Origin of the sequence: Kribbella steppae, from assembly GCF_004342025.1 — a bacterium.
Lineage (GTDB): Bacteria > Actinomycetota > Actinomycetes > Propionibacteriales > Kribbellaceae > Kribbella > Kribbella steppae.
In genome coordinates this window covers 86974-112595 of the sequence record NZ_SLWN01000004.1, presented here as the reverse complement: position 1 = coordinate 112595, position 25622 = coordinate 86974, and the positions used below count along the sequence as shown (strand labels likewise).

General features: G+C 68.9%; 18 protein-coding genes and 1 pseudogene. 8 read left to right on the top strand and 11 right to left on the bottom strand.

The features are described 5' to 3' along the window. Window positions 1-21: 21 nt before the first annotated feature. Complete coding sequence (locus tag EV652_RS12610; RefSeq protein ID WP_132209284.1) at window positions 22-297, top strand: hypothetical protein; 276 nt, start codon at window positions 22-24, stop codon at window positions 295-297. 133 nt (window positions 298-430) lie between these two features. On the opposite strand, the gene EV652_RS12605 is transcribed toward EV652_RS12610, so the two are convergent. The 3 genes and pseudogenes from EV652_RS12605 to EV652_RS12595 all read right to left on the bottom strand — a co-directional run bounded on the left by EV652_RS12605 (window position 431) and on the right by EV652_RS12595 (window position 5734). Beyond that, window positions 431-1246, bottom strand: coding sequence for a glucose 1-dehydrogenase (locus tag EV652_RS12605; protein WP_132209283.1), 816 nt, complete (start codon window positions 1244-1246; stop codon window positions 431-433). A gap of 69 nt (window positions 1247-1315) precedes the next feature. Further along, a pseudogene (locus tag EV652_RS12600) lies at window positions 1316-2016 on the bottom strand (helix-turn-helix transcriptional regulator). A 145-nt stretch (window positions 2017-2161) separates the two neighbouring features. Then, window positions 2162-5734, bottom strand: a complete 3573-nt coding sequence (locus EV652_RS12595) for an outer membrane protein assembly factor BamB family protein (protein ID WP_158441151.1) — start codon at window positions 5732-5734, stop codon at window positions 2162-2164. 157 nt (window positions 5735-5891) lie between these two features. Here EV652_RS12595 and EV652_RS12590 point away from each other — a divergent pair, with 157 nt between their 5' ends. Beyond that, entirely contained in the window at window positions 5892-7106 is a 1215-nt protein-coding gene (locus EV652_RS12590; protein WP_242001717.1) for an RNA-guided endonuclease InsQ/TnpB family protein, read from the top strand. A gap of 38 nt (window positions 7107-7144) precedes the next feature. On the opposite strand, the gene EV652_RS12585 is transcribed toward EV652_RS12590, so the two are convergent. After that, window positions 7145-8224: a HupE/UreJ family protein gene (locus EV652_RS12585; RefSeq protein WP_132209280.1), complete on the bottom strand. Its 1080-nt coding sequence runs from the start codon at window positions 8222-8224 to the stop codon at window positions 7145-7147. A 118-nt stretch (window positions 8225-8342) separates the two neighbouring features. Here EV652_RS12585 and EV652_RS12580 point away from each other — a divergent pair, with 118 nt between their 5' ends. Beyond that, on the top strand, window positions 8343-8867 hold the full coding sequence (locus tag EV652_RS12580) for a GNAT family N-acetyltransferase (RefSeq protein ID WP_132209279.1): 525 nt from the start codon (window positions 8343-8345) through the stop codon (window positions 8865-8867). Between the two features lie 32 nt (window positions 8868-8899). Here EV652_RS12580 and EV652_RS12575 read toward each other — a convergent pair whose 3' ends face one another. The 6 genes from EV652_RS12575 to EV652_RS12550 all read right to left on the bottom strand — a co-directional run bounded on the left by EV652_RS12575 (window position 8900) and on the right by EV652_RS12550 (window position 16895). Further along, on the bottom strand, window positions 8900-9631 hold the full coding sequence (locus tag EV652_RS12575; protein WP_132209278.1) for an amidohydrolase family protein: 732 nt from the start codon (window positions 9629-9631) through the stop codon (window positions 8900-8902). Then, on the bottom strand, window positions 9628-10353 hold the full coding sequence (locus EV652_RS12570) for a hypothetical protein (RefSeq protein WP_132209277.1): 726 nt from the start codon (window positions 10351-10353) through the stop codon (window positions 9628-9630). The genes EV652_RS12575 and EV652_RS12570 overlap by 4 nt, the downstream gene beginning before the upstream one ends. Continuing rightward, window positions 10350-11585 (bottom strand): DegT/DnrJ/EryC1/StrS family aminotransferase, encoded by a 1236-nt coding sequence (locus EV652_RS12565; RefSeq protein ID WP_132209276.1) that lies wholly within the window; start codon window positions 11583-11585, stop codon window positions 10350-10352. The genes EV652_RS12570 and EV652_RS12565 overlap by 4 nt, the downstream gene beginning before the upstream one ends. A gap of 44 nt (window positions 11586-11629) precedes the next feature. Next, complete coding sequence (locus EV652_RS12560; RefSeq protein ID WP_132209275.1) at window positions 11630-13585, bottom strand: NHL repeat-containing protein; 1956 nt, start codon at window positions 13583-13585, stop codon at window positions 11630-11632. A 10-nt stretch (window positions 13586-13595) separates the two neighbouring features. Then, complete coding sequence (locus EV652_RS12555) at window positions 13596-15569, bottom strand: outer membrane protein assembly factor BamB family protein (RefSeq protein ID WP_132209274.1); 1974 nt, start codon at window positions 15567-15569, stop codon at window positions 13596-13598. Between the two features lie 114 nt (window positions 15570-15683). Continuing rightward, a complete protein-coding gene (locus tag EV652_RS12550) occupies window positions 15684-16895 on the bottom strand; it encodes a helix-turn-helix domain-containing protein (RefSeq protein WP_132209273.1) in 1212 nt (403 codons plus the stop codon). A gap of 311 nt (window positions 16896-17206) precedes the next feature. On the opposite strand from EV652_RS12550, the gene EV652_RS12545 reads away from it, so the two are divergent. The 5 genes from EV652_RS12545 (at window position 17207) to EV652_RS12525 (ending at window position 24782) form a co-directional block, all read left to right on the top strand. After that, a complete protein-coding gene (locus EV652_RS12545; RefSeq protein WP_132209272.1) occupies window positions 17207-17617 on the top strand; it encodes a PRC-barrel domain-containing protein in 411 nt (136 codons plus the stop codon). Between the two features lie 15 nt (window positions 17618-17632). Then, window positions 17633-20803, top strand: a complete 3171-nt coding sequence (locus EV652_RS12540) for an ATP-binding protein (protein ID WP_132209271.1) — start codon at window positions 17633-17635, stop codon at window positions 20801-20803. Between the two features lie 70 nt (window positions 20804-20873). Beyond that, window positions 20874-22004 carry an MFS transporter gene (locus EV652_RS12535; protein ID WP_158441150.1) on the top strand — a complete coding sequence of 377 codons (1131 nt, stop codon included), beginning with the start codon at window positions 20874-20876 and terminating at the stop codon, window positions 22002-22004. Next, complete coding sequence (locus EV652_RS12530; RefSeq protein WP_132209269.1) at window positions 22001-23881, top strand: FAD-dependent monooxygenase; 1881 nt, start codon at window positions 22001-22003, stop codon at window positions 23879-23881. Before EV652_RS12535 ends, EV652_RS12530 begins: the two co-directional genes overlap by 4 nt. An 88-nt stretch (window positions 23882-23969) precedes the next feature. Further along, window positions 23970-24782 carry a class I SAM-dependent methyltransferase gene (locus EV652_RS12525; RefSeq protein ID WP_132209268.1) on the top strand — a complete coding sequence of 271 codons (813 nt, stop codon included), beginning with the start codon at window positions 23970-23972 and terminating at the stop codon, window positions 24780-24782. Window positions 24783-24848: 66 nt separating this feature from the next. On the opposite strand, the gene EV652_RS12520 is transcribed toward EV652_RS12525, so the two are convergent. Then, window positions 24849-25601 carry an IclR family transcriptional regulator gene (locus tag EV652_RS12520; protein WP_132209267.1) on the bottom strand — a complete coding sequence of 251 codons (753 nt, stop codon included), beginning with the start codon at window positions 25599-25601 and terminating at the stop codon, window positions 24849-24851. Window positions 25602-25622: the final 21 nt, after the last annotated feature.

Sequence of the window (25622 nt, the reverse complement as noted above, 5' to 3'; positions counted from 1 at the left end):
GTTTTGTCAGGTTGTGATGTTGTGACTGTTCACGGGGAAATCACGAGTCCGCCGGAGATCGATCCGGGTTTGGCGGCCGCGGCGCTCGCGGTGTTCGCGCACCGGCACGAGGTGGTCCATCTGCTGTACGCCGCGGTCGACGAGCCGGACGCTCTGACCCGCATCGCCGACCTCCTGCATGTCGACGAGGCCACGATCGGCCGCGTCCTGGACCAGCCGCTGCGCTGGATGCTGCCGCAGTTCCGCAACGAACTGGAGACCATCGCCGCCGATCCAGCGCCCGTCACGACCGGGTAACCACCACCTGAGCCCGCCGGCGGCGTCCGACCGAGTGAGAGCGGCCGGATCCGCCGGCCCGCCTCCGCATGGGTCAGCCGACCTCGGCCGGGAACAGGTCAGTCGGGTCTACGACGCCTGCCAGGTGAGCTGATCAGACCGGGGCGCCGGCGGTGACCAGGCCGCCGTCGATGATCAGGTCCTGGCCGTTGATGTACGACGCCTCCTCGGAGGCGAGGAAGGCGACCGCGGCGGCGACGTCCTCGGCGGTGCCGATGCGACCGGCGGGGACGGCTGCGACGACGGCCGCGTGCGCCTCGGGAGTGACGTTGTCGTGGAACATCGGGGTCTCGATGTAGCCGGGGCTGACCGAGTTGACCCGGATCCGGCGAGGCGCCAGTTCGGCAGCGAAGGTGTGGGTCAGGTTGTGCACGGCCGCCTTCGTTGCCGCGTAGACGGACGCGCCCGCGAGGCCGCGCTGGATGGTCCACGAGGCGTTGATGACCACCGCCGCGCCGTCGGACAGGAGTGGGCTCAGCTTCTGCACGGTGAAGAACACGCCCTTGAAGTTGATGTCCACGACCCGGTCGAACTCGGCCTCGCTGGTCTGCTCGGCCGGCTCGAACGCGGCGACACCCGCGTTGGCGAAGACCACGTCGAGGCGCCCGAACCGATCCCGGACGGTGGCGACGAGGGTGTCGAGATCGGCCAGGCTCGCCGCATCCCCGGCGACCGCGACGACCCGGTCGGACGTGCCCGCGACGCCCTGATCGGCCGGGATCGCGGTGACTCGGTCCGTCGGGATCGTGGTGCCGCGGAGGTCGTCAGCGGCGGCGTCGAGACGGGTCTTGTCGCGGCCGGTGATGACAACGTGGGCGCCCTCGGCCAGCAGCTGGCGAGCCGCGGCCAGGCCCATTCCGCTGGAGCCTCCAGTGATGAGCGCGATCTTGTCTTCGAAACGGTGAGTCATGCCGTCCAGCGTGCCGGTTGTTGCGCCGGGCAACCAGTGTGCAGTGAACCTGGGTCCCGCACCACCACCCTAGGCAGGCCGCGGGACGTAGAGCTCCAGATACCAGTCGGGGTGGTCGGCCACCGTCAGCGTCGTGAGGTCGAAGAACAGCTCACCGGCCTCCGGATGGTCCACCGCCTTGACCGCCTGCCCTGGTACGCCGACCTCCTGGCGCGCCCACAACTCGGCGAACTCCGTACTCGCCGCACTGAGCTCGTCCACCACCCGCCGGAACTCGGGATCCTCAGGAGCCCGCGCCGCATCCGCCCGGAACGCCGCGACGACGGCCGGCGCGACCGATGCCCAGTGGACGTGCATCCCGCGGTACCGGCGTTGGTGAAGAACGAGATCAGGCAGTTGTGGTCGGTGTCGTCGTACCCGAAGACCGTCCGGGTCGCGTCGTTGATCGCCAGCAGGTTCCAGTACTGATCCCGCAGGATCGCCGGCCGCGGGGACCAGGCGTCGACCAGGCGCCGCAGTTCTTCCGTGACTGCGCCGACCGTGGCTGACCGGACCGGCGGATTGAGACCAGCCAGCAGATAGAGATGCGACCGCTCCGGCTCGCTCAGCCGCAGCGCCTTGCTGATCGCGTCGAGCACCTCGCCCGACACGTTGATGTCCCGCCCCTGCTCGAGCCAGGTGTACCACGACACCCCGACCCCGGCCAGCGACGCGACCTCCTCCCGCCGCAGCCCCGGCGTACGGCGTTTGCCGACGTCCGGCAGCCCCACCTCACCCGGCGACACCGCCGCTCGCCGAGCGCGCAGAAACTCCCGCAACTCCTCGCGCCTGGCCACACGCAACGCTAACAAATCCGCCGGCGTCCGAAGATCCGAGCGCTCCAGGCCTCAGCTCTTCGGACGCAGCGGCGTCAGGTCAGAAGGCGAACTGGTTCAGGACGGCGAACTTGTCGGCGGCGCCTCCGTTGCTGGCTGCAACGATGCGCCGGGTGATGGTGTGGTCCCTGCCGGCGGGCAGGTCGAGCTTGAACTTGCTCATGGTGAAGTTGCTCTGCGAGTAGCCGGTGAAGGCACCGCTGCCGGTGGAGTAGACCAGCCCGTAGGTCTGGTTGTCCGGACCGGTACCCGCCTGGCCGATCCACCGCTTGGCGTCCGGTACCTGGCTGAACGGGCCGCCGCTGGTGATCACCGGGTAGCCGGACACGGCCGAGCGCGAGCCGGTGCCGTCGTGGTCCATGGCGTCACCCGCCCACACCGAGAGCGCCGCACCGGAGTCGTTCGTGAAGGTCGTCGCCGCGGTGACGAAGTCCTCGTCCGGTGTCGCCGTGTACGTCGTGACGATCTTCAGACCAGGGTGTTCCGCCGAGGTGCCGGTGACCCGGACCACCGCCTTCTCGCCGGTGTTCTCGACGATCTGTACGTCGTTCGACCGGGTCTGCAACTGTTGCCACGAGTTGCCGCCGACCGGTTCCGCCGTACTCACGTACGGCAGGTTGATCCAGTCGAGCTGGTCCGGCTGGCCGGTGATCGCCAGGTCCAGCACCTTGCCCGTGGTCGACAGGTTCAGCTGCGGGTCGTTGTAGACCTTGGCGACCGAGAGCGCCAGCTTCTTGTTCTCGATCACCACGTCGTCGGGCCCGCCCTCGACCAGGCCGCTCGGCAGTCGCTTGCCGATACTTGCGTCGACCGCGACCGGGGAGATCTCGAGGTCGATGCCCGATGCTCCGGTTGCCCCGACCGTGATGTCGCGGGCGGCCGTTGCGTAGCCGAGCTGCGCGGACTGGATGGTGTACGAGCCGGCGCCCTTCTCCAGGCCGAGCCGGTAGTTGCCGGCCGTGTCGGTCGAGGTGGAGGCGATCGCCGTACCGTTCTGGACCAGCGAGACAGCAGTCGAGGCGAGCGGCTCGCCGGTGCCCTTCTTGGTCACCTTGCCGGACACGACCGGCCACGGCTTGGCCGCGACACCGCCGGGAGTGAAGGCGTACAGGTTGCCGTCCAACGCACCGACCACGACGGTGTTGCCGCTGACCGCCGGGCCGGCCGAGACCCAGGTGCCGAGGTCGTGCTGCCACAGCGGCTGACCGGTCCGTGCGTCGAGGGCGTAGAAGCTGCCGCCGTTGGAGCCGACGAACAGCGTGTTGCCACTCAGCGCGGGCGAGGTGAACGACCCACCGCGGTACTGCTGGCCAGGCAGCAGTCGCTTCCAGATGACGGCGCCGGTGCCGGCGTTGAGCGCGGCAACCTCACCACTCGGGAAGCCCATGTAGACCACGTCACCCTTGACAGCGGCCGCGGCCGGAGTGGCGTTGCCGTTGACCAACGACGGCCAGGAGCTGCGGTAGCTCCACAGCGTCGCGCCGGTGGTGCCGTTGCGAGCGATGATGCCGTTGCCCGAGCCGATGAAGACCCGGCCGTCCGCGGCCGACGGGATGCCGTCCTGCCAGCCGCCGAGGGACTCTGCCCCGACCCATTCCTGAGCGCCCGTCTGCAGGTTGTACGAGATCACCCGGTCGGCTGTCTCGTTGCCGACGTACACATGACCGTCGGAGACGACCGGAGTGCCGTCGCTCATGGTCGCGCCGCTCATCGGCGCCGCCCAGATCCGCGTGCCCGTCTTGGCGTCGAGCGCGACGAGCAGACCGCGGCTCGCCTCGCCGTGGCGGGTCTGGTACGGGTACAGGACCTTGCCGTCGGCAACCGTCACGCCGTAGTACCCGTAGGTGCGCTGGTTGTTGCCCTCCGGTGCCGGACCCGGGTCGTTCTGCCACTTGAGCTGCCCGGTCTTGGCGTCGACGGCGAACAGCGTGCCGCGCAACGTCGGAACGTAGACCAGCCCGTCGGACACCGCGACGCTGCCGTGCACCGACGACGGTACGGCGTAACTCCACAGCTTCTTGCCCGTCGCCAGCGAGACCGCGTGGACGGCGCTGTTGCCGTCTCCGTTCTCGTCCCGCGTACCGGCGTACACGACCCCGTCGACGATCGCGGGGGAGCCGGTCAGGAACGTGCCCTTCGTGCGGTACGACCAGGCGAGCCGCTGACCCGCTGCGATGACGTCGGCGGAGACACCGCTGTGGGCGGCGTCGCCGTGATGCTGGGACCAGTTGGCCCCCGCGACCGGCTTGATCGCCTTCTCGTTCGTGAGGGTGAAGGTCGACGTGCGCTTCCAGGTGGCGCCGCTCTTGTCGGCGGCTTCCACGGTGATGGTGTGCTTGCCGATGCGGGCGCCGCTTGGCAGTACGCCGTACCAGGTGAACTCACCGGTGGACTCGAGCGGTAGCCAGCTGCCGTTGTCGAGGCGGTAGCGGACCTGCTTGGGTGCGTCGCTGGTGTCGTAGGCGTTCACCTGGATACCCGGGAAGCGGTCGAGCGGGATCGACGTACCGGGAGCCGGGCTCACGATGGTGAGGTCCTTCTCGGCGCCGTACAGCCGGAACGGGTTGTCGAAGGCCTTGTTGTCCATGTTGACGAACCGGAACCCGCGCGGCGAGTTGTCGATCGTGTACGAGCTCGACACGGTCTGCACGTGCTTCGCGGTGCCGGCGAAGTCGCTCTTCGGCTCCACGTCGTTGGAGTGCTCGTGGCCGACCAGCATCAGCTCGGCGCCGTACTGCTCGAGCAGCTTGCCGTACTCGTCGTACACCGACGGCGAGCCGAACGGGACGTTCATCGGCTGGTGGGCCAGCACGACCAGCTTCTTGCCCGACTTGACGTTCTGGGAGAGGTCGGCCTTGGCCCATTCGAGCTGCTCGGCGAACGGCGCGGCGCCGTTGTTCTCCAGCACCAGGAAGTGCCGGTCGCTGTAGTCGAAGGAGTACCACTCCGGCCCGACGTGCTTGCGGTAGTTGTTGATCCGGTCCTTGTACGTCGACCCCGCCGAGTACTCGTGGTTGCCGACGGCCGGCCAGACCGGGACCTTCGAGTGGGCGGTGCCGGCCTTGTAGAACTCGAACTCGGCGTCGGTCGCGTTGTTCGTCAGGTCGCCGCTGACCTGGATGAAGGCGAGGTGCTGGCGGGTCGTGTTGATCTCGGTGATCTGCTCGGCCAGCTGGGCGTTGACGTGCGGGTCGGCCACGTTGCCGAAGGTGAATCCGCCGTTCGCGGACACCTTGTCCTTGCGGAGGCCGAAGTTGACCTCCTTCGCGTCGCCGGTGGCGAGCTGACCGAGGTTCCGGTAGAACTTCGCGGTCATGGTGGCGTCGGTGCCGACCGAGTAGCCGGCCGGCTGGGTGACGAAGACCAGGTCGACGTCACGGCGCTCGACGTCGGTGTTGAGGGTGTAGCGGCCCTGGGTGTCGGTCACGACGATCTGCTGTCCGTCGGACACGCTGACACCGGCCAGCGCCGGCTCACCGCTGTCGATCCGGTCGTCGTTGTCACGGTCCTCGAAGACCGTGCCGGAGATGGTGGCACTCGGGCCGTCGACGGCGTCGGCGATCACCCCGCTGAGCGGGACGCCGATCACCAGTGCGGTCAGCACACCGGTCACGCCGTACAGAATCCTGTGCCACCTGGTGGTGGCAGGTTGTTGATCGCGAGACGAGCGGGTCAGGCGGATCATGAGATAGGTCGCGGGAAAGCCCTGCCTCTACGGGCGGGTGGAACCGCGACTCCCTCCCTTCGAACTGGTCGCCGAACTGTCAGCGATGGCTGGTTGGATCGGAGTTGTGTCTCGTTATCGCTTGTTTCCCACGCCGGTGCAGGCAGCTGGGTTGCTGGCGCAGTGTGGGCAAGCGCGGTTCGTGTGGAATCTGGCTCTTGAGCAGTGGTCGATGTGGAGGCGCGAGAGAGGCTCCGTGCCGGGGTTTGTCGAGCAGGCCCGGCAGTTGACCGAAGCGCGCGCCGCGTTCGGCTGGCTGCGCGCCGGGTCGCAAACCGTCCAGCAGCAGGCGTTGCGGGACTTCGACCAAGCACGCCGGAACTACTTCGCCGGCAGTCATCGACGCCCGACGTGGCGCAGAGCCGGACGACATGAAGGGTTTCGTGTGGTCGGTGCGCAGGCCGGCCGGGTTGAGCAGGTGAGCGGCAAGTGGGCGCGGGTGCTGGTCCCGAAGGTCGGTTGGGTGCGGCTCCGGGTAAGCCGGGCGCTGCCGGACGCCAGGTCGTACCGGATTACCCGTGACCGCGTCGGGCGTTGGCACATCGCGTTCGCCGCCGTACCGGACCCGGTCCCCGCGCCCAGCAACGGCGCGGTCGTCGGTGTTGACCGCGGCGTGACCGTGTCCGCCGCGCTGTCCACCGGAGAACTGCTCAACTGCCCAGGACTCTCCGAGTCCGAGCAGCGGCGACTGGTGCACCTTCAGCGGCGACTCGCCAGAGCCCAGCGCGGCTCGAACCGCGGGAAACGCGTGAAAGCCGCGATCGCGAAGATCCACGCCCGGGCTGCGGATCGCCGCAAGGACTGGGTCGAGAAGACGTCCACGGATCTTGCGCGCCGCTTCGACGTGATCCGTGTCGAAGACCTCCGGGTGGCGCACATGACGCGACGGCCGAAACCAAAGCCCGACCCAGCCAAGCCGGGTAGCTACCTGGCGAACCGGCGACGCGCCAAGGCTGGGCTGAACCGCGGCATCCTCAGCAACGGCTGGGGACTGCTGGTCCAGCGGCTCGAACACAAGGCTGCCGGCCGGGTCGAGAAGATCAACGCGGCGTACACGAGCCAGACGTGTTCGCGTTGCGGGCACTGTGCACCCGGGAACCGCGATAGCCAAGCGTTCCGGTGCCAGTCCTGCGGCCACAGCGACCACGCCGACGTGAACGCCGCTGTCAACATCGCCGCCGGACGGGCGGTCAGCGCGCGCCGAGACAAACCGGTACGGGTGTCTGTGAAGCGTGAACCTCAACTCACTACCTCCGCGTAGCTGGGCTGGAATCCTCGTTGTTCACGGCGGGGAGGACGTCAAGTGAGGAAGAACCTTTCTACGAACCAGAAGAGGCCGAAGGCGGCGACGACCCCGGTCGCCGTACGCACCGCCGGGACCGCGAGGCGGCTGCGGCGGATCAGCAGGACCAGCGGGAAGACGGCGACCAGCAGCATCGCCTGACCCGTCTCGATACCGAGGTTGAAGCTCAGCAGCGAGACGAGGAGTTCCGGGCTGACCTGATCGGTGATCCGCAGGGACCCGGCGAAGCCGAGACCGTGCAGAAGACCGAAACCGAAGACCACCGGCAGCCGGTGGCGGGTGGAGCCGAGCAGGTTCTCGACCGCGACGAAGGCGATCGACAGCGCGATCAGCGGCTCGACGATCACCGCCGGCACCGAGATCCCGCCCAGGAGGGTGGAGACGAGGGTGACGCTGTGCGCCACGGTGAACATCGAGATGACCTGTAGCAGGCTTCGGAACGTGGTCGCGCCGAGGATGAGGGCGACCACGAACAGCACGTGGTCCAGCCCGAGCAGGATGTGCTCGACGCCCATCTTCCCGAACTGCAGGCTGGACGAGGCGAGCGTGTTGTCGCCGACGGTGAAGTTGTGCTGCGACCGGTTGAAGACTGTTCGCCCGGACTCGTCGCCGAAGCTGTACTCGACCACGTTGGTGTGGTCGTCCGCGACCGCCTCGGCGTCGGCGAAGACGTCGTACCGCAGCTGGAACCGGCCCGTGTCGCCGGGGCAGGAGTAGATCAGGCCCAGGTCGGCGTACGGCTTCTCCGCGCGTTGGCCGACGGACGTGCTCTTTAGCGCGGGCTCGCACGCGGCGCCGTCGAGCGAGACGACGACGCGATCGTGGAGGTACTCCTCCAGCTTCGGCTTGGCCGCGTCCAGCGCTTGCGCCCGCTGCCCGTCGTCGGTGGCCGGTGCGCCGAGATCGACGGCCCTCGCCAGCACGGCGTACTCCAGGCTGAGCTGATACGTCACCTGGCTGCCCGTCTGGCGAACCGTCGAGTAGCCGGTGGACGCGATCACATGAGCGGACGCGGTCGTGGCTCCCAGGCTGAACAGGAGGAGGACCAATCCGGAGAAGGCAACCAAGCGCCGCATGAGACCCCATCCCAAGCTGCTTCGGCAATCATTGGGTGTCATTCGAGGAAACGATTTCCCCCGATCGCACGGCTAAACATCCGCACCTGCGAACCGGTCGCACGGGTAGGTTCGGCGGGTGCAGAGTTATGGGGCGGATGTGCTCGAGATCGCCGACGAGTTGACCGACGCGTACGTCGAGGTGTTCACGGCGCCGCCGTGGTCGCATCGCGATCCGGAGGAGACTCGTCGTGCCTTTCGGGCACGCCTTGACGGTGATGCGCGGCGGGACGGGTTCCGGGCGCTGGTGGAGCGGTCGGCTGATGGGGCGATCGCAGGGTTCGTGACCGGGTGGACGACGCCGTCACCCTTCCGGACCGACCGCGCGTACGGGAAGGTGCTCGAGCGCCTCGGGGCGCAGCAGGTGGAGGAGTTGCTGGTCGGCGCGTTCGAGATCGACGAGCTCGGCGTCCTGAAGAGCGCTCGTGGGACGGGACTCGGCCGGCGGTTGCTGGCGGCGGCCGTCGAGGCGCACCCACGGGCCTGGCTCCTGACCTGGGACCAGGCGCACGACACGATCGCCTTCTACCGCCGCGTCGGCTGGCAGGAACCGCCGGTGCACGGCCCGGAGACCGACATCGTGGTCTTCCTCGCGCCAACCTGAGATCCAGCCGCGGGGGTCGGTCGGCCAGTAGGTCAGAGGCTGAAGAGCTGCTGGGCGTTGTGGCTCATGATGGCTTCGTGTTCGGCGGGGTTCAGGTTGGCGGCTTCGAAGGTGCCTAGGGCGACCGACGGGTCGATCAGGGTGGCGTCGGTGCCGAACATCAGGCGGGACGGGCCGATGCGGTCCAGGATCCAGCGGATGCGGCCGGCCTCGGGGGCTGACCAGCACGGCTCGAACCAGATCCGGTCACTGCGGCTCGCGGCCTCCGGGACGAGTGGCCAGCCGTTCGCGCCCATGTGACCAGCGATCACGCGCGCCCCCGGCACCTTCGCGGCGACGTCGGCGAGGTCGAGGACGTTCTCGCCCCAGGTGTGCACCAGGGTGGGCAGGCCGAACTCGGTGGTGAGCTCGATTGCGGCCTGCATACCGGGGGAGTCGATCGGCGTCCGGCTGTACTCGGTGTGGATCTTCGCGCCGACCCAGCGGGAGCGGCCGTCGTCGCCGAGCAGTTCGGTGAGATCGGTCCGGGCCTCGTCCAGCCGGCGCGGGTCGACCACGAGCATCCCGCGCAATCGCGGGTCGGCCGGGAGCTGGGCCGCCAGCGATCGGTTGCCGGCCGGTGCGTCGTACACGATGGCCTCGATCGCGGACACGAGCTGGATGTCGATCCCGAACCGGTCCAGCAGTTCGCTGTTCACGGCCACACTGCCGACATCCATGGAGAAGAACCACGGCCCCCAGTGGGCGTGCACGTCGATGATCATGCTTGCTCCAGGATGCGGGTGAGGTTGTGGCTGCCGATCTGGGCGATCTCGGCCGGGCTGAGTTTCGAGGTCAACAGGCGCCGGACCACCGCCTGGGTTTCGTGGAACGGCGTGCGGCAGCCCAGGACCAGCCGCTCGGCCCCGACCTCGGACGCGACGATCTCCAGCGAGTCCGGCCCGGTTAGCATCCGGGTCGACGTGTGGAACCCGGCCTCACCCCGCGCCAGCACCACGAAGTCGCCGAGATAGTAGAAGTGCGTGTCGAGGAACACGACCCGCGCCCCGAGCCCGCGGAACGCCGGACCCACCTTCCGTACGTCGCCCTCCGTGAAAATCGTCAGCCCGGCATCCACCAGCAGCCGAACGACGTGCTCGAAGGCCGGGAACCCCGGCTCCACTCCCTGCGATGTCGGCGCCAACCGGATCGCCCGCGGCCGCTCCGCACCGGACAGCAGCCGGTCGAGCTCCCGCTCGGCACCGAGCGCATCACGCAGATCCAGCACCGGGCACACCGTCCACCCGTTGCTCCCAGCAACCTCGAGCGCCTCGTCGTTCCCACTCGGTACGTCGAAGTACGTCGCCCGCAGCGAGGACACCACGCCACCCGAGATCCCGGTCGCCTTCATCACGTCGCGCACCGCATCGGGCCGGCTCCATCGACCCGTCGTCACGTCATGGCCGACCAGTACATCGCAGTCCAGCAGCACGGGTACGTCGTTCATCCAGCCACCTTAGACAGTGCGGTATGGACCTTGCGGATCGCGGTGACGATGTCGTCGACGTCTGTCTTGGTGTAGTTCTCGTTCCATGGGAGGACGAGCAGCCGATGGCTGATGAGTTCCTCGGCGTTCGGGCACAGACCGTCCGGATACTCGACATCCTGCAACGGGAAGTGGGAGTCCCCGTACGTCACCCGATCCCGCAGTGCCGGTGCGGCGTACAGCGGGCTCGTCAGGTAGCCGCCGTTCGCCGGAATGCCCTCGGCGGTCAATGCGGTCGCCCACTCGTGTAGATCGCCCGCGACCTCGGGATCGAGGATCAGCGGGTACTGCCAGTAGACGTGATCGCCCGAGTCCGGCGGAGGCGTGACGCCGGCCAGGTCGGCGATACCGGCGGTGGCCCGGGCAGCCGCCGTACGACGATCTGCGATCACGCCGGCCAGCCGCGTCAGCTGCGCACGCGTGACCGCGCCCACCAGCTCGGTCATGCGGTAGTTGAGCGCCAGGAAGAGGTAGTTCCGCTCGTTGGTGGCTCGCGGCCAGCCCTTGTCGGCGAACAACCGCATCCGCCGGGCCAGTGCCGCATCCTCGGTGACGACCAGCCCGCCGTCGCCCGCGCTGATGTGTTTGGTCTGCTGCAGGCTGAAGCAGCCGATGTGCCCGATCCGGCCGACCACCGTGTCACCGACCGGTGCCAGATAGGCCTGCGCGCAGTCCTCGATCAGCACGATCCCGTGCTGGTCGCACAGCTCCCGCAACTCGACGATCGGTGCCGGCTTGCCGAAGAGGTGGACGGCGAGCACCGCCTTGGTCCGGGGTGTGATGGCGGCGGCGACCGTGGCCGGATCGAGGTTGCCGGTGATCGGGTCCACGTCGGCGAACACCGGTACGGCATTCTGCATCAGGATCGGGAAGATCGTGCCCATGTCGCTGATCGGCGTGGTGATGATCTCGTCACCCGGCTCCGGGTCGACCGCGGCGACCGCCAGGTGCAGGGCCGCCGTACCGGAACTGCAGGCGACCGCGTGCCCCGCACCCAGGACCTCCGCGAACTCCTGCTCCAGCGCCGGAACCTCGGTGCCCCAGGTGGCCGACAGCATGCCACTGCGGAGCACCCGCTCGACGGCCTTCACCTCCTCGTCGCCGAAGCGCCGGCCGGAGGCGTCCATCACCGAGGGCAGCGGGGTGGAGCGCACCGGTGTGCCGCCGTCGCGTGCGAGTTCGGTCTGGTCCATCGAAACAGTCCCCACGTCGATTGAAGGTGCTCAGTTGAAGTTGCTCACGGCAACGGTAGCTGGACGAGATCGCGGTCGGCGAGGCCCCACACGCTGTGCGGTGCTCCGCCGCGGACCGGCGACAGTTGTGGCACCGTGTACCACCCGTCGCCGAGCTTGTTCACCAGTAGTTTCGCCTCGGTGAGACCAGGGCCGAGCTGATACAGGTTCCCGCCGAAGTTGGTTTCACAATAGACGCCGGTGTAGTCCGAATAGATCTCTCCATAGCCGGAGAGCTTGTTCGTCCCGCGGACGACCGCGCGTGTCGTGAGGTTGTACGTGAACCAACCACCGCTGGTCCGCTTGAGGACGCCGTACAGGATGCCGTCCTTGACCGCGACGCTCTGGATCGAACGTTCACCCGCGAGCGGATCGACCGTCCAGAGCAGCTTCCGCCGGCCAAGGTCGAACGCACCGATCGCGGCCGCCGAGCGGGTCGGGGTGATACCGCCACCGCCGACGACGTCGCCGCCGAGGTACGCGATACCGTCCACGATCGAAACCGACATGACGCTCTGATCAGGCAGAACGCCGTAGTACACGTCGAGCGCGCCGGTCTTGGTGTCGAGGAGAGTCAGGGCGCCGGTGAGCTTCCCGGTCCCTGGCGCGGAGGCGATCACGAGCAGTTGCGTCTTCTCGTCGTACGCCGCCTGCCAAGGCCGGATCTGGTCATGGCCGATGGTCCCGAAGCTGTGCACTTCCTTGGTCCGCGGATTGATGCGCACCACCTCGGTGCTCGGGTAGATCGCGGAGTACAACCCGTCCTCCACCCAGGTCAGGGTCTTGGCCTCGCCGGGCACGCGGATGCGGCGGGTGGCGCCGGTGCCGATCGCGTGTTCGGTGACGACCCAGTGGCCGCCGACGTACAGATGCGGGTTCCCGAGCTCGATCGACTGGGGCTTGTCAGGCGCGGGGGTGAAGCCGGCGTCAACGAGATCAAGCAGCTCGAAGGACCCGGTCTCGAGGTCGAGCCACCACAGAACACCGGATCCGGTGGAGCCGAGCAGCGTGGTCGCATCGAGCAACAAGAGCCGGCGATGCTCATCGGCCGGCGCCGGCGTAGCGACTGCGGTGAGCGTGGTGTCAGTCGGGCCGCAGGACCACACCGTGCCAGAGCGACGGGTCGTCAGGTACGCCGTGCCGTCCGGACTGACCGCGATCGCGTCGACGCCTGTCTCACCGTCCGGCAGCGGGACAATGCGAACGTCGCTGCCGTCCTGTGCCATGCTCACCAGCGCTCCGGAGGCGCCGGCGTAGATCCGGTCTGCCGTGGCCGCGAACGGGCCGAAGTTCTGGCCACGCACGGCCGCCGGGGTGAGATCACTGAAGGTCTTTGCTGTCCGGTCGTAGCCGACGAGCTGCGACGGTGTGTAGATCCCGGCGTAGACGAAGTTCCCCGCGGCGCCGACGTACCTTCCGTACTGCGCGCCCGTCACTGGCGTGCCGAGTCGGGTGAGGGCGTTGGTGGCGGGGTCGATCTGCCAGACCGTGCCGTTCGGGTAGCTGACCGCGAAGACCTGACCGTCCGGCGCGGTCGTCATGTCCCAGACGAAACCACCGGCGCCGGCCAGGCTGCCGACCCGGGTCAGCTGGGCGCTCACCGGGTCGAAGCAGTAAACGTCGGCGACCGGATACAGCCCGACGTAGATCTTGCCGGCAGCAACGGTGATGCCCCAGCCACCTTCACCGATCGGCAGATCGATCGTCCTGGTGACCTGCCGGGTGGTGAGGTCGATCTCGACCAGCTTGGGCGGCACGATGCCGCGGGTGATCACGTACGCATGCCCGTTGTGCACCGCCATCGCCACCACCGCCGCGGTCAGGCAGGCCGCTCCGAACCTCGGCAGCGTCGACCCGTCGATGAGGTCAGCCTGGACGGCTGCTCGCGTTCCGGAGATCGGCAGGGCGGTAGCCGCGCCCGTGAGGAGGGCACCGGTCAGGACAGTACGGCGAGAGATCATCGGAAGGGCCTCACTGCTCGCGGGGGAGATTGCCGATCCGGACCAGGTCACGGCCCTTGATCGTGTAGAGGGCGTCGCCGGTGTGCGACGTCGTGATCAGCGGATAGCCGTAGATCTGGGTGGCCAGGCCGTCGACCACCGTGGTCACCGCGGGCGGTCCGGACAGGCTCGGCACGACCTGGAAGACCCGCTTGCTGTCCGTCCCGAACAGCCCAGCGCGGGCAATCGTGAGCCGGCTCTGACCAGTGCCGATCACCACGGTCGAGAGCACCTTTCCGGTGCGCGGATCGAGTACGACGAGCCGCCCGTCGTCCGTCGTCGCGTAGAGCCGGCCGCGATAGACCAGGACGTCGCTGTACGACTGCGCGCCGGCCAGCGGTGCGACCTCCCAGAGGGTGCGGTTGCGATGCAGGTCGAAGGCGACGACCGTTGCCTCGGGCAAAATCGGATCCGTGCCGAGGCTGTTCCGGGTCGCACCACCCAGGTACGCGACACCGTCCTGGGTGGCGACCGATCGGACGGACTGCTGCGGTACGACGCCGCGGTGCACCTCGAGCTCGCCGGTGTCCAGGTGTTGCTCGGTCAGCGTGCCGTCGTACTTGCCGTAGTCGGGCTCGGTGGAGATCAGCCAGGTCCGCGATCGGGCGTCGTACGCATCATCGGTCGGGCGGGTCTGCTCGTTGCCGATCCGGCCAAGCTCGTGCAGGCCGGTGCCGTCCGGTTTCATCGACCACAGTCGCGCGAGCGTGTAGACACCGAGGTAGACATCGGAACCGACCGGGGTCAGGGTCTTGGCCTCGCCGGGCAGGAAGGTGCGCGTGTTCGTGCCGGTCTTGAGGTCGTGCACCTGGATGCCGGCCTTGCCGCTGACGAGCACCGAGGTCGAGGTGGCGGCGATGCCCATGGCTTGCTCCGGCGCCGGTGGCAGACCGGCCGTGCCGAGATCGGTGCCCGTGAAGGTGCCGCTGGTCTGGTCGAACTCGACGACCTGGCTGGTCAGCTCGGCCCGAATGGTCGAACCGTCGACGAAGATGCGGTTGAAGTACGCCCCGTCGTACGGCGAACCGAGTCGTTCGAGCGTGGAGCCGGCGTACCGGTAGAGGGTGCCGGACGGGCGGGTGCCGAGGTAGACGTCGCCGGTCGGTGCGTCGATCGTGATGGCGGTGACGTACTGATCGCCGCCGGGTGTCTGCACCTCGACCGGAGTGCTCAGGTCGGCGGTGTTGAACACGAGCATCGTCCCGGTGGGGGAGAGGCCCGCGGCGAGAGTCGTCCCGGACAAGCTGAGGGTGGCGACGAAGGTGCGGTCGGCGTAGGCGGCCGGCAGCACGTCCCGTCGCGAACCGGTGGCGCGGTCGATGGCGATCAGGTGGGCTTTGGTGCCTACACCGGCGTAGATGGTGGTCGCGTCGGCGGCGATGCTGCGCACGTACTGCTCGCCGGGGACGGCCGCGCCGTACGTCTTCGTGGCGCCGGTCGCCGGGTCGTACTCGTGGACGGCGCCGTCCGGGTAGGTGCCGGCGACGATCTTGCCGTCGGGGGTGGCGGCGATCGACCAGATGAACGACCCGAAGCGGGCCACCTGGGTCGCGGTGCCGGTGGTGGTGTCGATCCGATAGACGTCGCCGGGGGTGTAGAGGCCGACGTACAGATCGGTGCCGAGGTGGGCCATTGCCCAGGCCCCGGCGCCGGTCGGCAGGGTGATCTTGCGGTCGACGGTGCGGGTGACCGGATCGAACGCGCCGACCTGGATCGGGGAGACGCCGGACGTCACGGTCCAGATCCGGTCGCCGACCTGCTCGGCGACGCTGGTCGAGGTGACGGCCGAGGCCGGACCGAGATTGTCCACGGTCACCGCGCCCACGGCGGCCGTGCTGGAGGTAGCCGTGCTGGAGGTGGCGGTGCTGGGGGTGGCCGAAACGCTCACGAGCGCTGCACAAATGACGAGCACGCCGATCAGGTTCCGCGCACATCGCTTGTCCACAAGGCCTCCCGGGACGCCGTGGCCCGTTTTACGGTCATGGCTGAAATTACCCGGCAGCGTACGCGCGGCCGAATCGGGACGTCAACAGATCAGCAGAAGGGGTGTGGAAAAGCGTCAGAGGTGGACGCGGTACACGACCAGCGGCCGGCCGCTGCCGGTGCCGATCTGGGTGCCGGTGGCGTCGGCCAGACCGGCCCGCTCCAGCCGGTTCAGGACGCGGCGGGCGGTCCGCGGCTGGATGCCGAGGTGGTCGGCGACCGAGCGGGTGGTGAGCCCTTCCGGAGTCGCGCGCACGAGTTCCTGCAGCCGCTCCAGCGTCGCCTTCGACAACCCGGCGCGCTGCGCGAGCACCTGCAGTTTCGAGCGCTGCTGGGCGCGCGGCGCCGCTCCGCCGACCAGGACCAGATCGATGTCGTTGCGCAGCGAGACCACGGCCGCGGTCCGCCCGGCGGTCTTCGCCCGGCCGAGCGCGCGCCGGGCGAGCGCCTCCGTCTCGGTCCCCGAGCCGCCGATCCCGAACCCGATCCGTACCGGCCCGAACTGCTCCTTGAGCCTGCTCAGCATCCCGAGTTCGGTGAACGAAGCGGTCGCCTGCTCGAGCGGTCCGCGGGTCGCGATGATCAGATACCGCTTGTCGTCGTACCGCAGGACGCTGCCGCCGAGCGAGCCGGCCTCGCGCCGCAGCGCCTGCTCACCGTCGGCGGCGATCTCGACCAGACCGAGGGCGATCTGCGCATCGTCACTGCGCAAAGCGTCATGAACGAGCAGCAAACTGTTCACCGCGGCACGGACCGAGTGCACCGACGGAGCCAACCGGACGGTGGTCTGCTCGGTCCGGAGCTTCTCGTACGCCGACCGCAGACAGGTGACCGCGACCGTCGCGCCGGCCTGGTGATGGAATGCGATCACGTCGTCGGCGCTCAGCCCGCGACGGTACGGAAGCACCCGGACATCGCCCGTCGGCAGCCCGACCTCTTCCAGCGTCTCGTGGACCTGCGCCTCGTCCAGTACGTCGATACTCATCGAGGTGACGTCCTGGCCTTCGCGGAGCAACTGGACGAGGGCCCGCATCAACGTCGCGCCGGTGTACTCCACGTGTGCGGCCGGGCGGTCGAGGAGGTCGTGTGCGGCGGCGATCTGGTACGGCACCACGCCGGTGAACAGCCACGCGTCGACACTCGGCGGCGCCTCGGCCATCACCTTGGGAGTGTCGGTCTCCCGCCGGTAGCGCAGCGGGACGACCTCGACACCGCGCAGGGCCGAGACGATACGGCTGGTGGAGGCGACCAGGTCCGACGGCCCGACAATGCCGATCGTCGTCACCATGTCGGGTCCCCCTCCATCATCGGCCCAGTTTCACCACATCATCAGGTTGCTGCAAGAACCCTCGCCGTAGAGGCCGGGCTCGATGACTTGCGGTCCGGTCCGGAACTCTGGCGTCCATGCTACGAATGCCCGGTTCGGTTGGTTGCGCGGGGCACCCGTTCTCTGACGGCGCCTCCCGGAGGCCGCGTACACACCGTCGGCATGGCCGCGGTTGCGTTGGGTACCGGAGCGGTGTGGCCGGTCGATGAATTCCGCTCGCACACGGTGTCACCGGCCGGCTGCACTGTGCGCAACCTGTGAAGGGAGGACCGATGAACGAGCTCACTCACACTCTGGTCCGACTGGACGACGTCGGCCTGACACTGGCCGACCCCGCCGACGACCTGCGTGGTCGCACCGTGCTGGATCTCAACGGTGATGAGGTCGGCAAGGTCGACGGACTGCTCATCGACGAGGACGAGCAGCGGGTCCGGTTCATGGAGGTCGGCTCGGGCGGTTTCCTCGGGCTCGGCGAGAAGAAGCGGCTGATCCCGGTCGACGCCATCACCCGCGTCGACGACGAGAGCGTCCACATCTCGACCGATCGCGACCGGGTCGCCGGTGGTCCGGTGTACGACCCGGACGTCGTACCCGAACGCCATTACCTCGAAGAGGTCTACGGCTACTACGACGCCCCGCCCTTCTGGGGTCCGGGCTACTTCTACCCAGGCTGGCCGCGGTAGCCGTACCTTGCCTATGTGACGTCAGGGGGCAGCGCACCGCGGTTCGGGATCCTCGGTGATCTCGAGGTCACGCTCGATCACCGGCGGCTCGAGTTCGGTGGTCCGAAGCAGCGTGGGCTGCTGGCGATGCTGCTGATCCACCTGAACCAGTCCGTGTCCGCCGGGCGGCTGACCGAGGCGCTGTGGGGGAATGAACCGCCCGCCGGCGCCGAGGTCACGCTGCGCACTCATGTGTCGCATCTGCGTCGGCATCTCGCCTCCGTCGGCGCGGCTGAGGCGCTGGTCACCCGGCGGTCCGGGTACAGCCTGGCGGTCGATCCGGAGCAGGTCGACGCCTACCGTTTCGAGCGGCTCGCCGGGCTGGGTCAGGAAGCCGTCGGGCTGGCCGATCCGGAGCGGGCCGCGCAACTGCTGCGGGACGCGCTCGAGCTCTGGCGTGGACCAGTCCTGCAGGATCTTGGCCATCCGCTGTTCGCCGAGGCCGAGACCGCGCGGCTGGAAGGTCTCCGCCTCGATGCCCTGGAGGCGCGGATCTGCGCGGATCTCGCGTTGGGTCGGTACGACGTCATCTCCGAGCTGGAGCGGTTGGTGGTGGACCACCCGTTTCGCGAGCGCTTCCACGGTCAGTTGATGCTCGCGCTCTACCGCGCTGGGCGGCAGGCTGATGCACTCGCGGCGTACGCCTCTGCGAGAGAACGCCTGGCTGATGAGCTCGGGCTCGACCCTGGTCCGGCACTGGCGGCACTTGAGACTGCGATCCTGCGGGGCGATCCGGCCCTGCTGCTTCCTGGTGCGCAGGCGGCCACGCCGCGTCAGGTGAAGGCTCCGCCGGACGCATTGTTCAGCAGTGTGCGCCGGGCTCGAATGGTCGGGCGGTCGAGTGAGCTCGATCGATTGTGCGGGCTGTGGCGGGAGGTGCGTGACGGCGCGGCCCGGGTGGTGCTGGTGTCCGGCGAAGCGGGCGTCGGCAAGACCCGGCTCGTCGCGGAGTTCGCGCACAGCGCGGCCGCGGATGAGCCCCGGTTCCTGGTCGGGCGCTGCGACCAGGCCGAGATCCCTTATCAGCCGGTCGTTTCGGCGTTCTCGGCGAGCGCGGAGATCGGTGAGATCGTTGCCTCCGCTCCCGAGGTGATGGGGAGCCGGTTCGTCGGACTGCTCGCACAGATGGCGCCTGCCGTACTCGTTCTGGAAGATGCCGAGCGCATCGACCACGCCAGTGCGGAGCTGGTACGGGCCGTCCTGCGTCAGCTGCCCGAACGCGTCCTGGTGATCGTCTGCTTCCGCGATCCGCCGGGCACAAGACATCCGGCCTTGCTGGCGTTGCTCGGTGATCTCCCAGGCGCTGACAGACTGGTGCTACAGCCCTTGAGCGAAAGCGACCTGGGCACGCTGGTCGGCGATCAGCCGGCTGACTTCGTGCGGGAGTTGTGGCGCAGTACCGGCGGGAACCCGTTCTATGCCAATGAGGTGATGCGCGACCTCAAGACCCGCGATGGCCAGTTCGTGGTCCCTTCCGGAGTGCGCGACGTATTGCGGCATCGGCTGCAAGCCTTGCCGGCTGATGCACAGCAGGTTGTGCGGTGCGCCGCCGTACTGGGCCGGGAGGCGGAGTTCGGGTTGCTCGCGCAGTTGGTCGACCTGGCCGAGGATCCGTTGATCGACGCGCTGGATCAGGCGGTGGGCGCCGGGTTCCTGGTGGAGGCGGGGAGTTCGTGGAAGGCGACGTACAGCTTCCCGCACGACCTGATGCGCGAGGCGGTGTACGGCGACATCCCGCAGACCCGGCGGCAGCGGCTGCATGTTCGTGCCGCCGAGGCCATGCAGTTGCCGGGAGCAACCGTCGCGGCGGCTGCGGTGCATCTGCGGGCGGCCGGCCCGGCGGCGGATCCGGAGCAGGCCGCGGACCTCAGCTTGCAGGCGGCGGACGAGGCAGCCCGGGTCTATGCCTGGCATGAGGCTGTCGCCCACGCCGAAGCCGCCGTCGACGTTCTCGACCAGGCCGGTGCGACGCCCGACCGGAGGGCTGCCGCGGCGGTGCAGACAGCGATTCTGCGACTCAAGTCGAGCATCGGTGACCGGCGGGCGATCGAGCTGTTGGAGACGGCACTGGAGCTGTACACCGGTGACGACGCCGCAGCCGCGACGGTCCACAGCCGGCTCGGCGGTGCCCTGTGCACGAACCACTCGGTGATGGACATTCCCAGGGCGATCGATCATCTCGCCGCCGCGGAACGACTGAGCGGAGACCGGTTCCACCTCCACCGCGGGATGACGCAGGCCGCGATGTACGGCGTACGCACCGAGGTTCTCGGGGATGCCGCGCGACGGGCGGAAGCGTTGGCCACGGACCTCGGCCGGCGCGATCTGTCCGTGATGGCTTCGTGGGGACGGGCCTGGTACGAGTTCAACCGCGGGCAGCTGCACGATGCGGTGAAGATCCGGGAAGCGATGTGGGCGACCGCGCACGAACTGGCCGATCCGTACCTCGGCTGGACCTCGGTGAGCGGCGCTGCGTTGTCTGCGACGGAGTACCTGCTGGATCCGGTCGCCGGCCGGGCGTGGTGCCGGCGTGGACTGGCGCAGGCGCGGTTCGAGACCTTCGAGCACCCGCACGACACGATCGTCGACCAACTCGCGCTGGCGCTGGCGGCGATGGGTGATCTGGACGAGGCACATCGAGTGGCCGACCCGTTGCCTGCCGATGCCGTCAGCCGGCGGATGCTGACCTTCCTGGACGGCGATTGGGAACGGGCCGAGCGGGACTGGGCTACGGCGCTTCACCGGGACGAGGACGCGGGCGACTTCCACGACGCCGCACTGAACGCACGCTGGCTTGGTGGAGTCCGTCGGCTCCTCGGCGACCAGGACGGTGCTGTTACGGCGTTACGACGGGCGGTGACGATCGGCGTCGAAGGCCCGCAGGTGCCGACCGAGCTCGCGGCCCGGGCCGAGCTCGCACAGGTTCTGGCGGAGAGCGGCGATCTCACGGAAGCAGCGGTTGAACTCCAGCGCTGCGATGAGATTCTGGCCGCGGGCGAGGACTGGCGCGGTCTGGGCGGTGTCGTCGAGTTGGCGCGCGGTGCGGTGACCGGTGTGGATGACGCGTATCAGCGTGCGGTCGAGATCTTCACGACGTACCGGCTGGCGTGGCGGCGAGCGGCCGCGTTGAAGGCCTGGGGGCGCTGACTTCAACACCGGTTCCACAGAGCTTCAACATCGCGCGGTCATCGTGGCTGGCATGAAGCAATCTTCAGCAATGGATAGCGCGAGGCTGTTCGGGTGCCTGTTCGCGGCGCAGTCGAGCCTGCTGGTGCTCACGCCGATCCTGTCCGAGGTCGCGACCGACTTCGGTGTCTCACCCGCCACGGCGGGCCAGCTCCGGGCGATGTCCGGCGTAGTTGCCGCACTCGTCGCGGTCGGCCTGGTGATGAGTCGCCGGCGCTGGGAGCTGCGCGGACTGCTCGAGCTCGGGCTCGGTCTGCTGACCGTCGCGGTCTCAGCGAGTGTGATCGCACCGTCCTTCGCCGCGCTGGCCGCGGCACAGATCGTCCTCGGGGCGGGCGTGTCCCTGGTCCTGGCAGGCGGGCTGGCGGCAGCCGGCAGTTGGGCGCCGGAGGGCGAGCGCGCCACGCTGCTGTCGTGGGCGATGGTCGGCGCACCGAGCGCCTGGATCGCCGGTATGCCGGTGATCGGCTTCCTCGGCGGTCACAGCTGGCGACTCGCTTGGCTCGTACCACTCACAGCGAGCCTGGTGACACTGCACGCAGTCTCCCGCCGCAAGCGCGGCCTGCCTGAACCCGCGCCGACCTCCGTACTGCGCAGATCTGGCGTGGGCCGTTGGGCCTCCGGAGAGCTACTGGCGTACGGCGGCTGGTCCGGGGTGCTCGTGTGGGTCGGCGGCCTCCTCACCGATGCCCATGGAGCGTCGCCCGCGGCGACCGGCGTCGCGCTGGGTGGTGGAGCGATCGCGTATGTCGTCGCCACCTTCGTAGCCCGGCGTTGGGTGGCCCGCGCGGCTCGGCCCATGGTGCTCGTCGCCGGTTCGGCCCTGGCCCTGGCTGCACTGGTCCTGGGCGCGGTCCGTCCGTCGTTCGGGTTCTCCGTGCTGATGTGGGCGGTGACCGCCTTCTGCGCCGGGGTTCGCATGATGGCCGGTAGCGCGGCCGGGCTCGATCTGGCCGGTGTCGGACCGTTGCAGGCGATGAGCGTGCGCGCCGCGTCCATGCAGGCCGGCTATCTCGTCGGCGCCGTACTGGGCGGGGCGGGGCTCGCGCTCGGCGGCTGGACGGTCGTTGGGGTCGCGCTCGCCGTACCGCTGCTCCTTGCGGTCGGTGTGACGGCAACAGATAGTGAGATCTCTGCCCGGGTGAAGGTGGGTGTGCGATGACCGAGCGATATGACGCGGTCGTGGTCGGCGCACGCTGCGCGGGGTCGACCCTCGCGACCCTGCTGGCACGGGCCGGTTGGCGGGTCCTCCTGCTGGACCGGGACCCGTTCCCCAGCGACACCGTCTCCACGCACGTGATGTTCCCGGACACGCTTCAGCGCCTGGACGAGTTGGGCGCGCTGGCTGAGCTCAAGGCCTCGCACGAGCTGCGGATGGTCAACTTCAGTTGGCGGGTTCTAGGTCACGACGTGGCCGGTGGGTTCACACCGATCGGTGGCTACGACCGGGCGACCTGCGTTCGGCGGATCACGCTCGACGCGGCGTTGGTCGAGGTGGCCAAGGCGGCCGGCGTCGAGTTCCGGGCCGGCGTGGAGGTGGCCGGGCTGATCGGGTCGGATCCGGTGCAGGGCGTCGTACTCGAAACCGGAGAGCGGATCGAGTCCACCTGGGTGTTCGGCGCGGACGGGCGGGTGTCGACGGTGGCGCGGCGGCTTGGTGTGCCGGCGACCGAGGAGCGACGCGGTGAGATGGCGTTCCTGCTGGCGTACTGGCGCGGGTTGCCGCCGTCGGACTGGTGCCACATCGACGTCCACGAGCAGTCGGCGTTGATGTCGGTGCCGTGCGAGGACGGGGTCCACCTGTTGTCCGTGACCGGTACGCCGGAGATCACGCGGGGATCGGCCGCAGTGCGCGAGGAACGCTATCTCGCCGCACTTCACCAGTTCCCGGCCGTGCTGAACGCACGTCTGCTGGACGGTGCGGAGCGGATTTCGCCGATCGTGGTGGTCCCGGAGACGATGCTGCGCGGCCACTACCGGACGGCGAACGGACCGGGCTGGGCCTTGCTGGGCGACGCCGGCCACTTCAAGCATCCGGTGACGGCACAGGGGATCGGCGACGCGATCGAGCAGGCCTGGTACATCGGTACGACGTTGGCCGCCGGCGGTGACCTGGACGGCTACCAGGAGTGGCGTGACCAGCGGGCTGCTGAGTACTACGAGTGGTCCTTCGCCCTGGCCGCCTTCGCTCGGGGCCGGGCTGCCGCGACCTTCTCCGGACTCGCCTCGGATCCCGTTGCCAGCCAGGAGTTCCTGGACACCTTCACCAAGCGGGTCCGCCCGTCGCGGGTCAACACCCGGGAACGCATCGCTCGCTGGAACGCTGCCTGGGCGTACGACGACGGTCGGCGGCAGGTACTGGCGATGGATCTCGACGAGTCGCGGCTTGAGCTGCAGGTCCCGGCCTGTCCGGAGTGGACGGTGCGTGACCTGATCGCACACCTGGCCGGGATCGCCGAGGACACCCTGCGCGGGTCGTACTTCGCCGACGCCCTGGATGCCTGGCGTGATCCGGGACTTGCCGAGCAGCGCGACGTATGGACGGCCGGTCAGGTGTCCACTCGCGCGGATCGGCCGATCGAGTCGGTGCTTCGGGAGTTCGACGAGTACGGCGGCAGGCTGGTGACGTTGATGCGCCGCGGCGAGGGGCCGACCGGTCCGCCATGGTTGCTCTCGGCACCTGTCGGTGACCTCGCCGTCCATCTCGCGGATCTTCGGGAAGCGCTCGGACTCGAGCCCGACGGGACCTCACCGATCACGCACTTCGGCTTCGCGGCGTACCGGGACTGGCTGCACGCCCGCATCGCCGAACGCGGCCTGCCGTCGTTGCGGTTGTCGGACGGGCACAAGGACTGGGTGCTCGGCGCCGGCGAACCCGCGGTCAGCTTGACGGCCGGGCGCCACGATTTGTTCCGCACGATCACCGGCCGGCGTAGTGCCTCGGCGATCCGTGCCTACGACTGGTCCGGCGATCCGACGCCGTACCTGGACATCATCTCGCCGTACCCGCTGCCGGCCGATCGGCTCGCAGCTCACTAAGGCCGTTGCGCCATTCAGCTATCAGCACGGCTATTCATCACGCACGACCTGACGACGGTCGGCGTGTCCACAAAGAAGGGGAATCATCATGACCACCACCGCAACATTCGAAGAGATCAAGGCGAAACAACGCGCCACCTGGGGGAGCGGCGACTACGGCAAGATCGCCTGGGTGACCGTGCCGGTCGCGGAGGCACTGGCCGCCGCGGTCGATCCGCGGCCCGGTGCGACCGTGCTGGACGTCGCCACCGGGACCGGGCATGTCGCGATCGCCGCGGCTCGCCACTTCGCGGTCGTCAGCGGCATCGACTACGTGCCGGAGCTGGTTGCCACGGCCGAGCAGCGTGCCAAGGCCGAAGGACTCACGGTCGACTTCCGTGAGGCGGACGCGGAGAACCTGCCGTTCGCGGACAACTCGTTCGACTACGTGGTGTCGGCCATCGGCGTGATGTTCACGGCCGACCACCAGCGGGCTGCGGACGAGCTCGTCCGCGTCGCCGAGCCAGGCGGGCGGATCGGGCTGGCGAGCTGGACGCCGACCGGGTTCATCGGGCAGCTGCTCAAGACGGTCGGTCGGCACGCGGCACCGCCGCCTGGTGCGCTGCCGCCAACCCGCTGGGGGACTGAGGAGGTACTGCGGGAGCTGTTCGGCGACCGGGTCAGCTCGATCGAGACGACCGTTGCGAAGGTGACGCAGCGGTTCGCGTCGGCAGAGCACTTCGCCGACTTCTTCCTGACGTACTACGGCCCGACGTACAAGGCGGCCGAGCGGCTCGACGAGGACGGCCGGCGTGCCTTCCGAGCCGACGTCATCGCGCTGGCGAACGCGTCGAACCACGCAAGCGACGGCACGCTCGCCTGCGATTGGGAGTACCTGATCGCGATCGCCACCAAGGCCTGACCGTCCGCGGCGCTGTGACCGGGCTTTCGGTCGCAGCGCCGCGGAGCCGTAGCCGGCCTCGCTCGGCTACAGCGCCGCGGAGATCTCTTGGGCTGCGGTGGTGAGGGCGGGGGTGATCCGCTCCACCCGGGCGGGGGAGTAGCGGGCGCGCGGCATCGACACCGAGACCGCCGCGACAGTCTCTCCTTGGGCGTTGGTGATCGCGCGACCGAGGGCGATCAGGCCGCGCTCGGTGCGTTCGCGGTTGATGGCGACACCGCTGCGCCGGACCGCCCGCAGTTCTCGCCGGAGTTTCGTCAGGTCGACCCGTTCGGTCGGCGGCGCGGCGTCGTACAGGGCGATGAGTTGTTCGTCGGTGAGTGCGGCCAGCATGACCAGGCCGCCGGTCGACTGGTGGGCTGGAAGGACCATGCCCTCGCGACTGCCGACCCGCAACGTCTGGGTGGACTCGACCGAGGCGATGAAGCGGATCGTCCGACCGGTGCGGACGCTGAGATTGACGGTCTCGTCGAGGGTGTCGACCAGGGTGCGCATCGGCCCGAGCGCGGCGGCTCGGATGACGCCGGTCCCGGAGTGTGCGGTCGCCGCGACCTCGAGCACCGGGCCGGCGCGGTAGCCGCGGTCGTCGTCCTGTACGGCGAAGTCGCGATAGACCAGCGTGGACAGCAGCCGATGCGCGGTGGACCGGGCGACGCCGAGCCGTTCGGCGGCGGCGGACACGGTCAGCGGCCCTTCCACCTGCAGGATCACCGCCAGGCGTAGTGCGTGGTCCACACTCGTCACGCCGTACGCCGGTGGGTTCTTCATCTGCTTGGCCATTGACCCATTCTGCAGGACAGA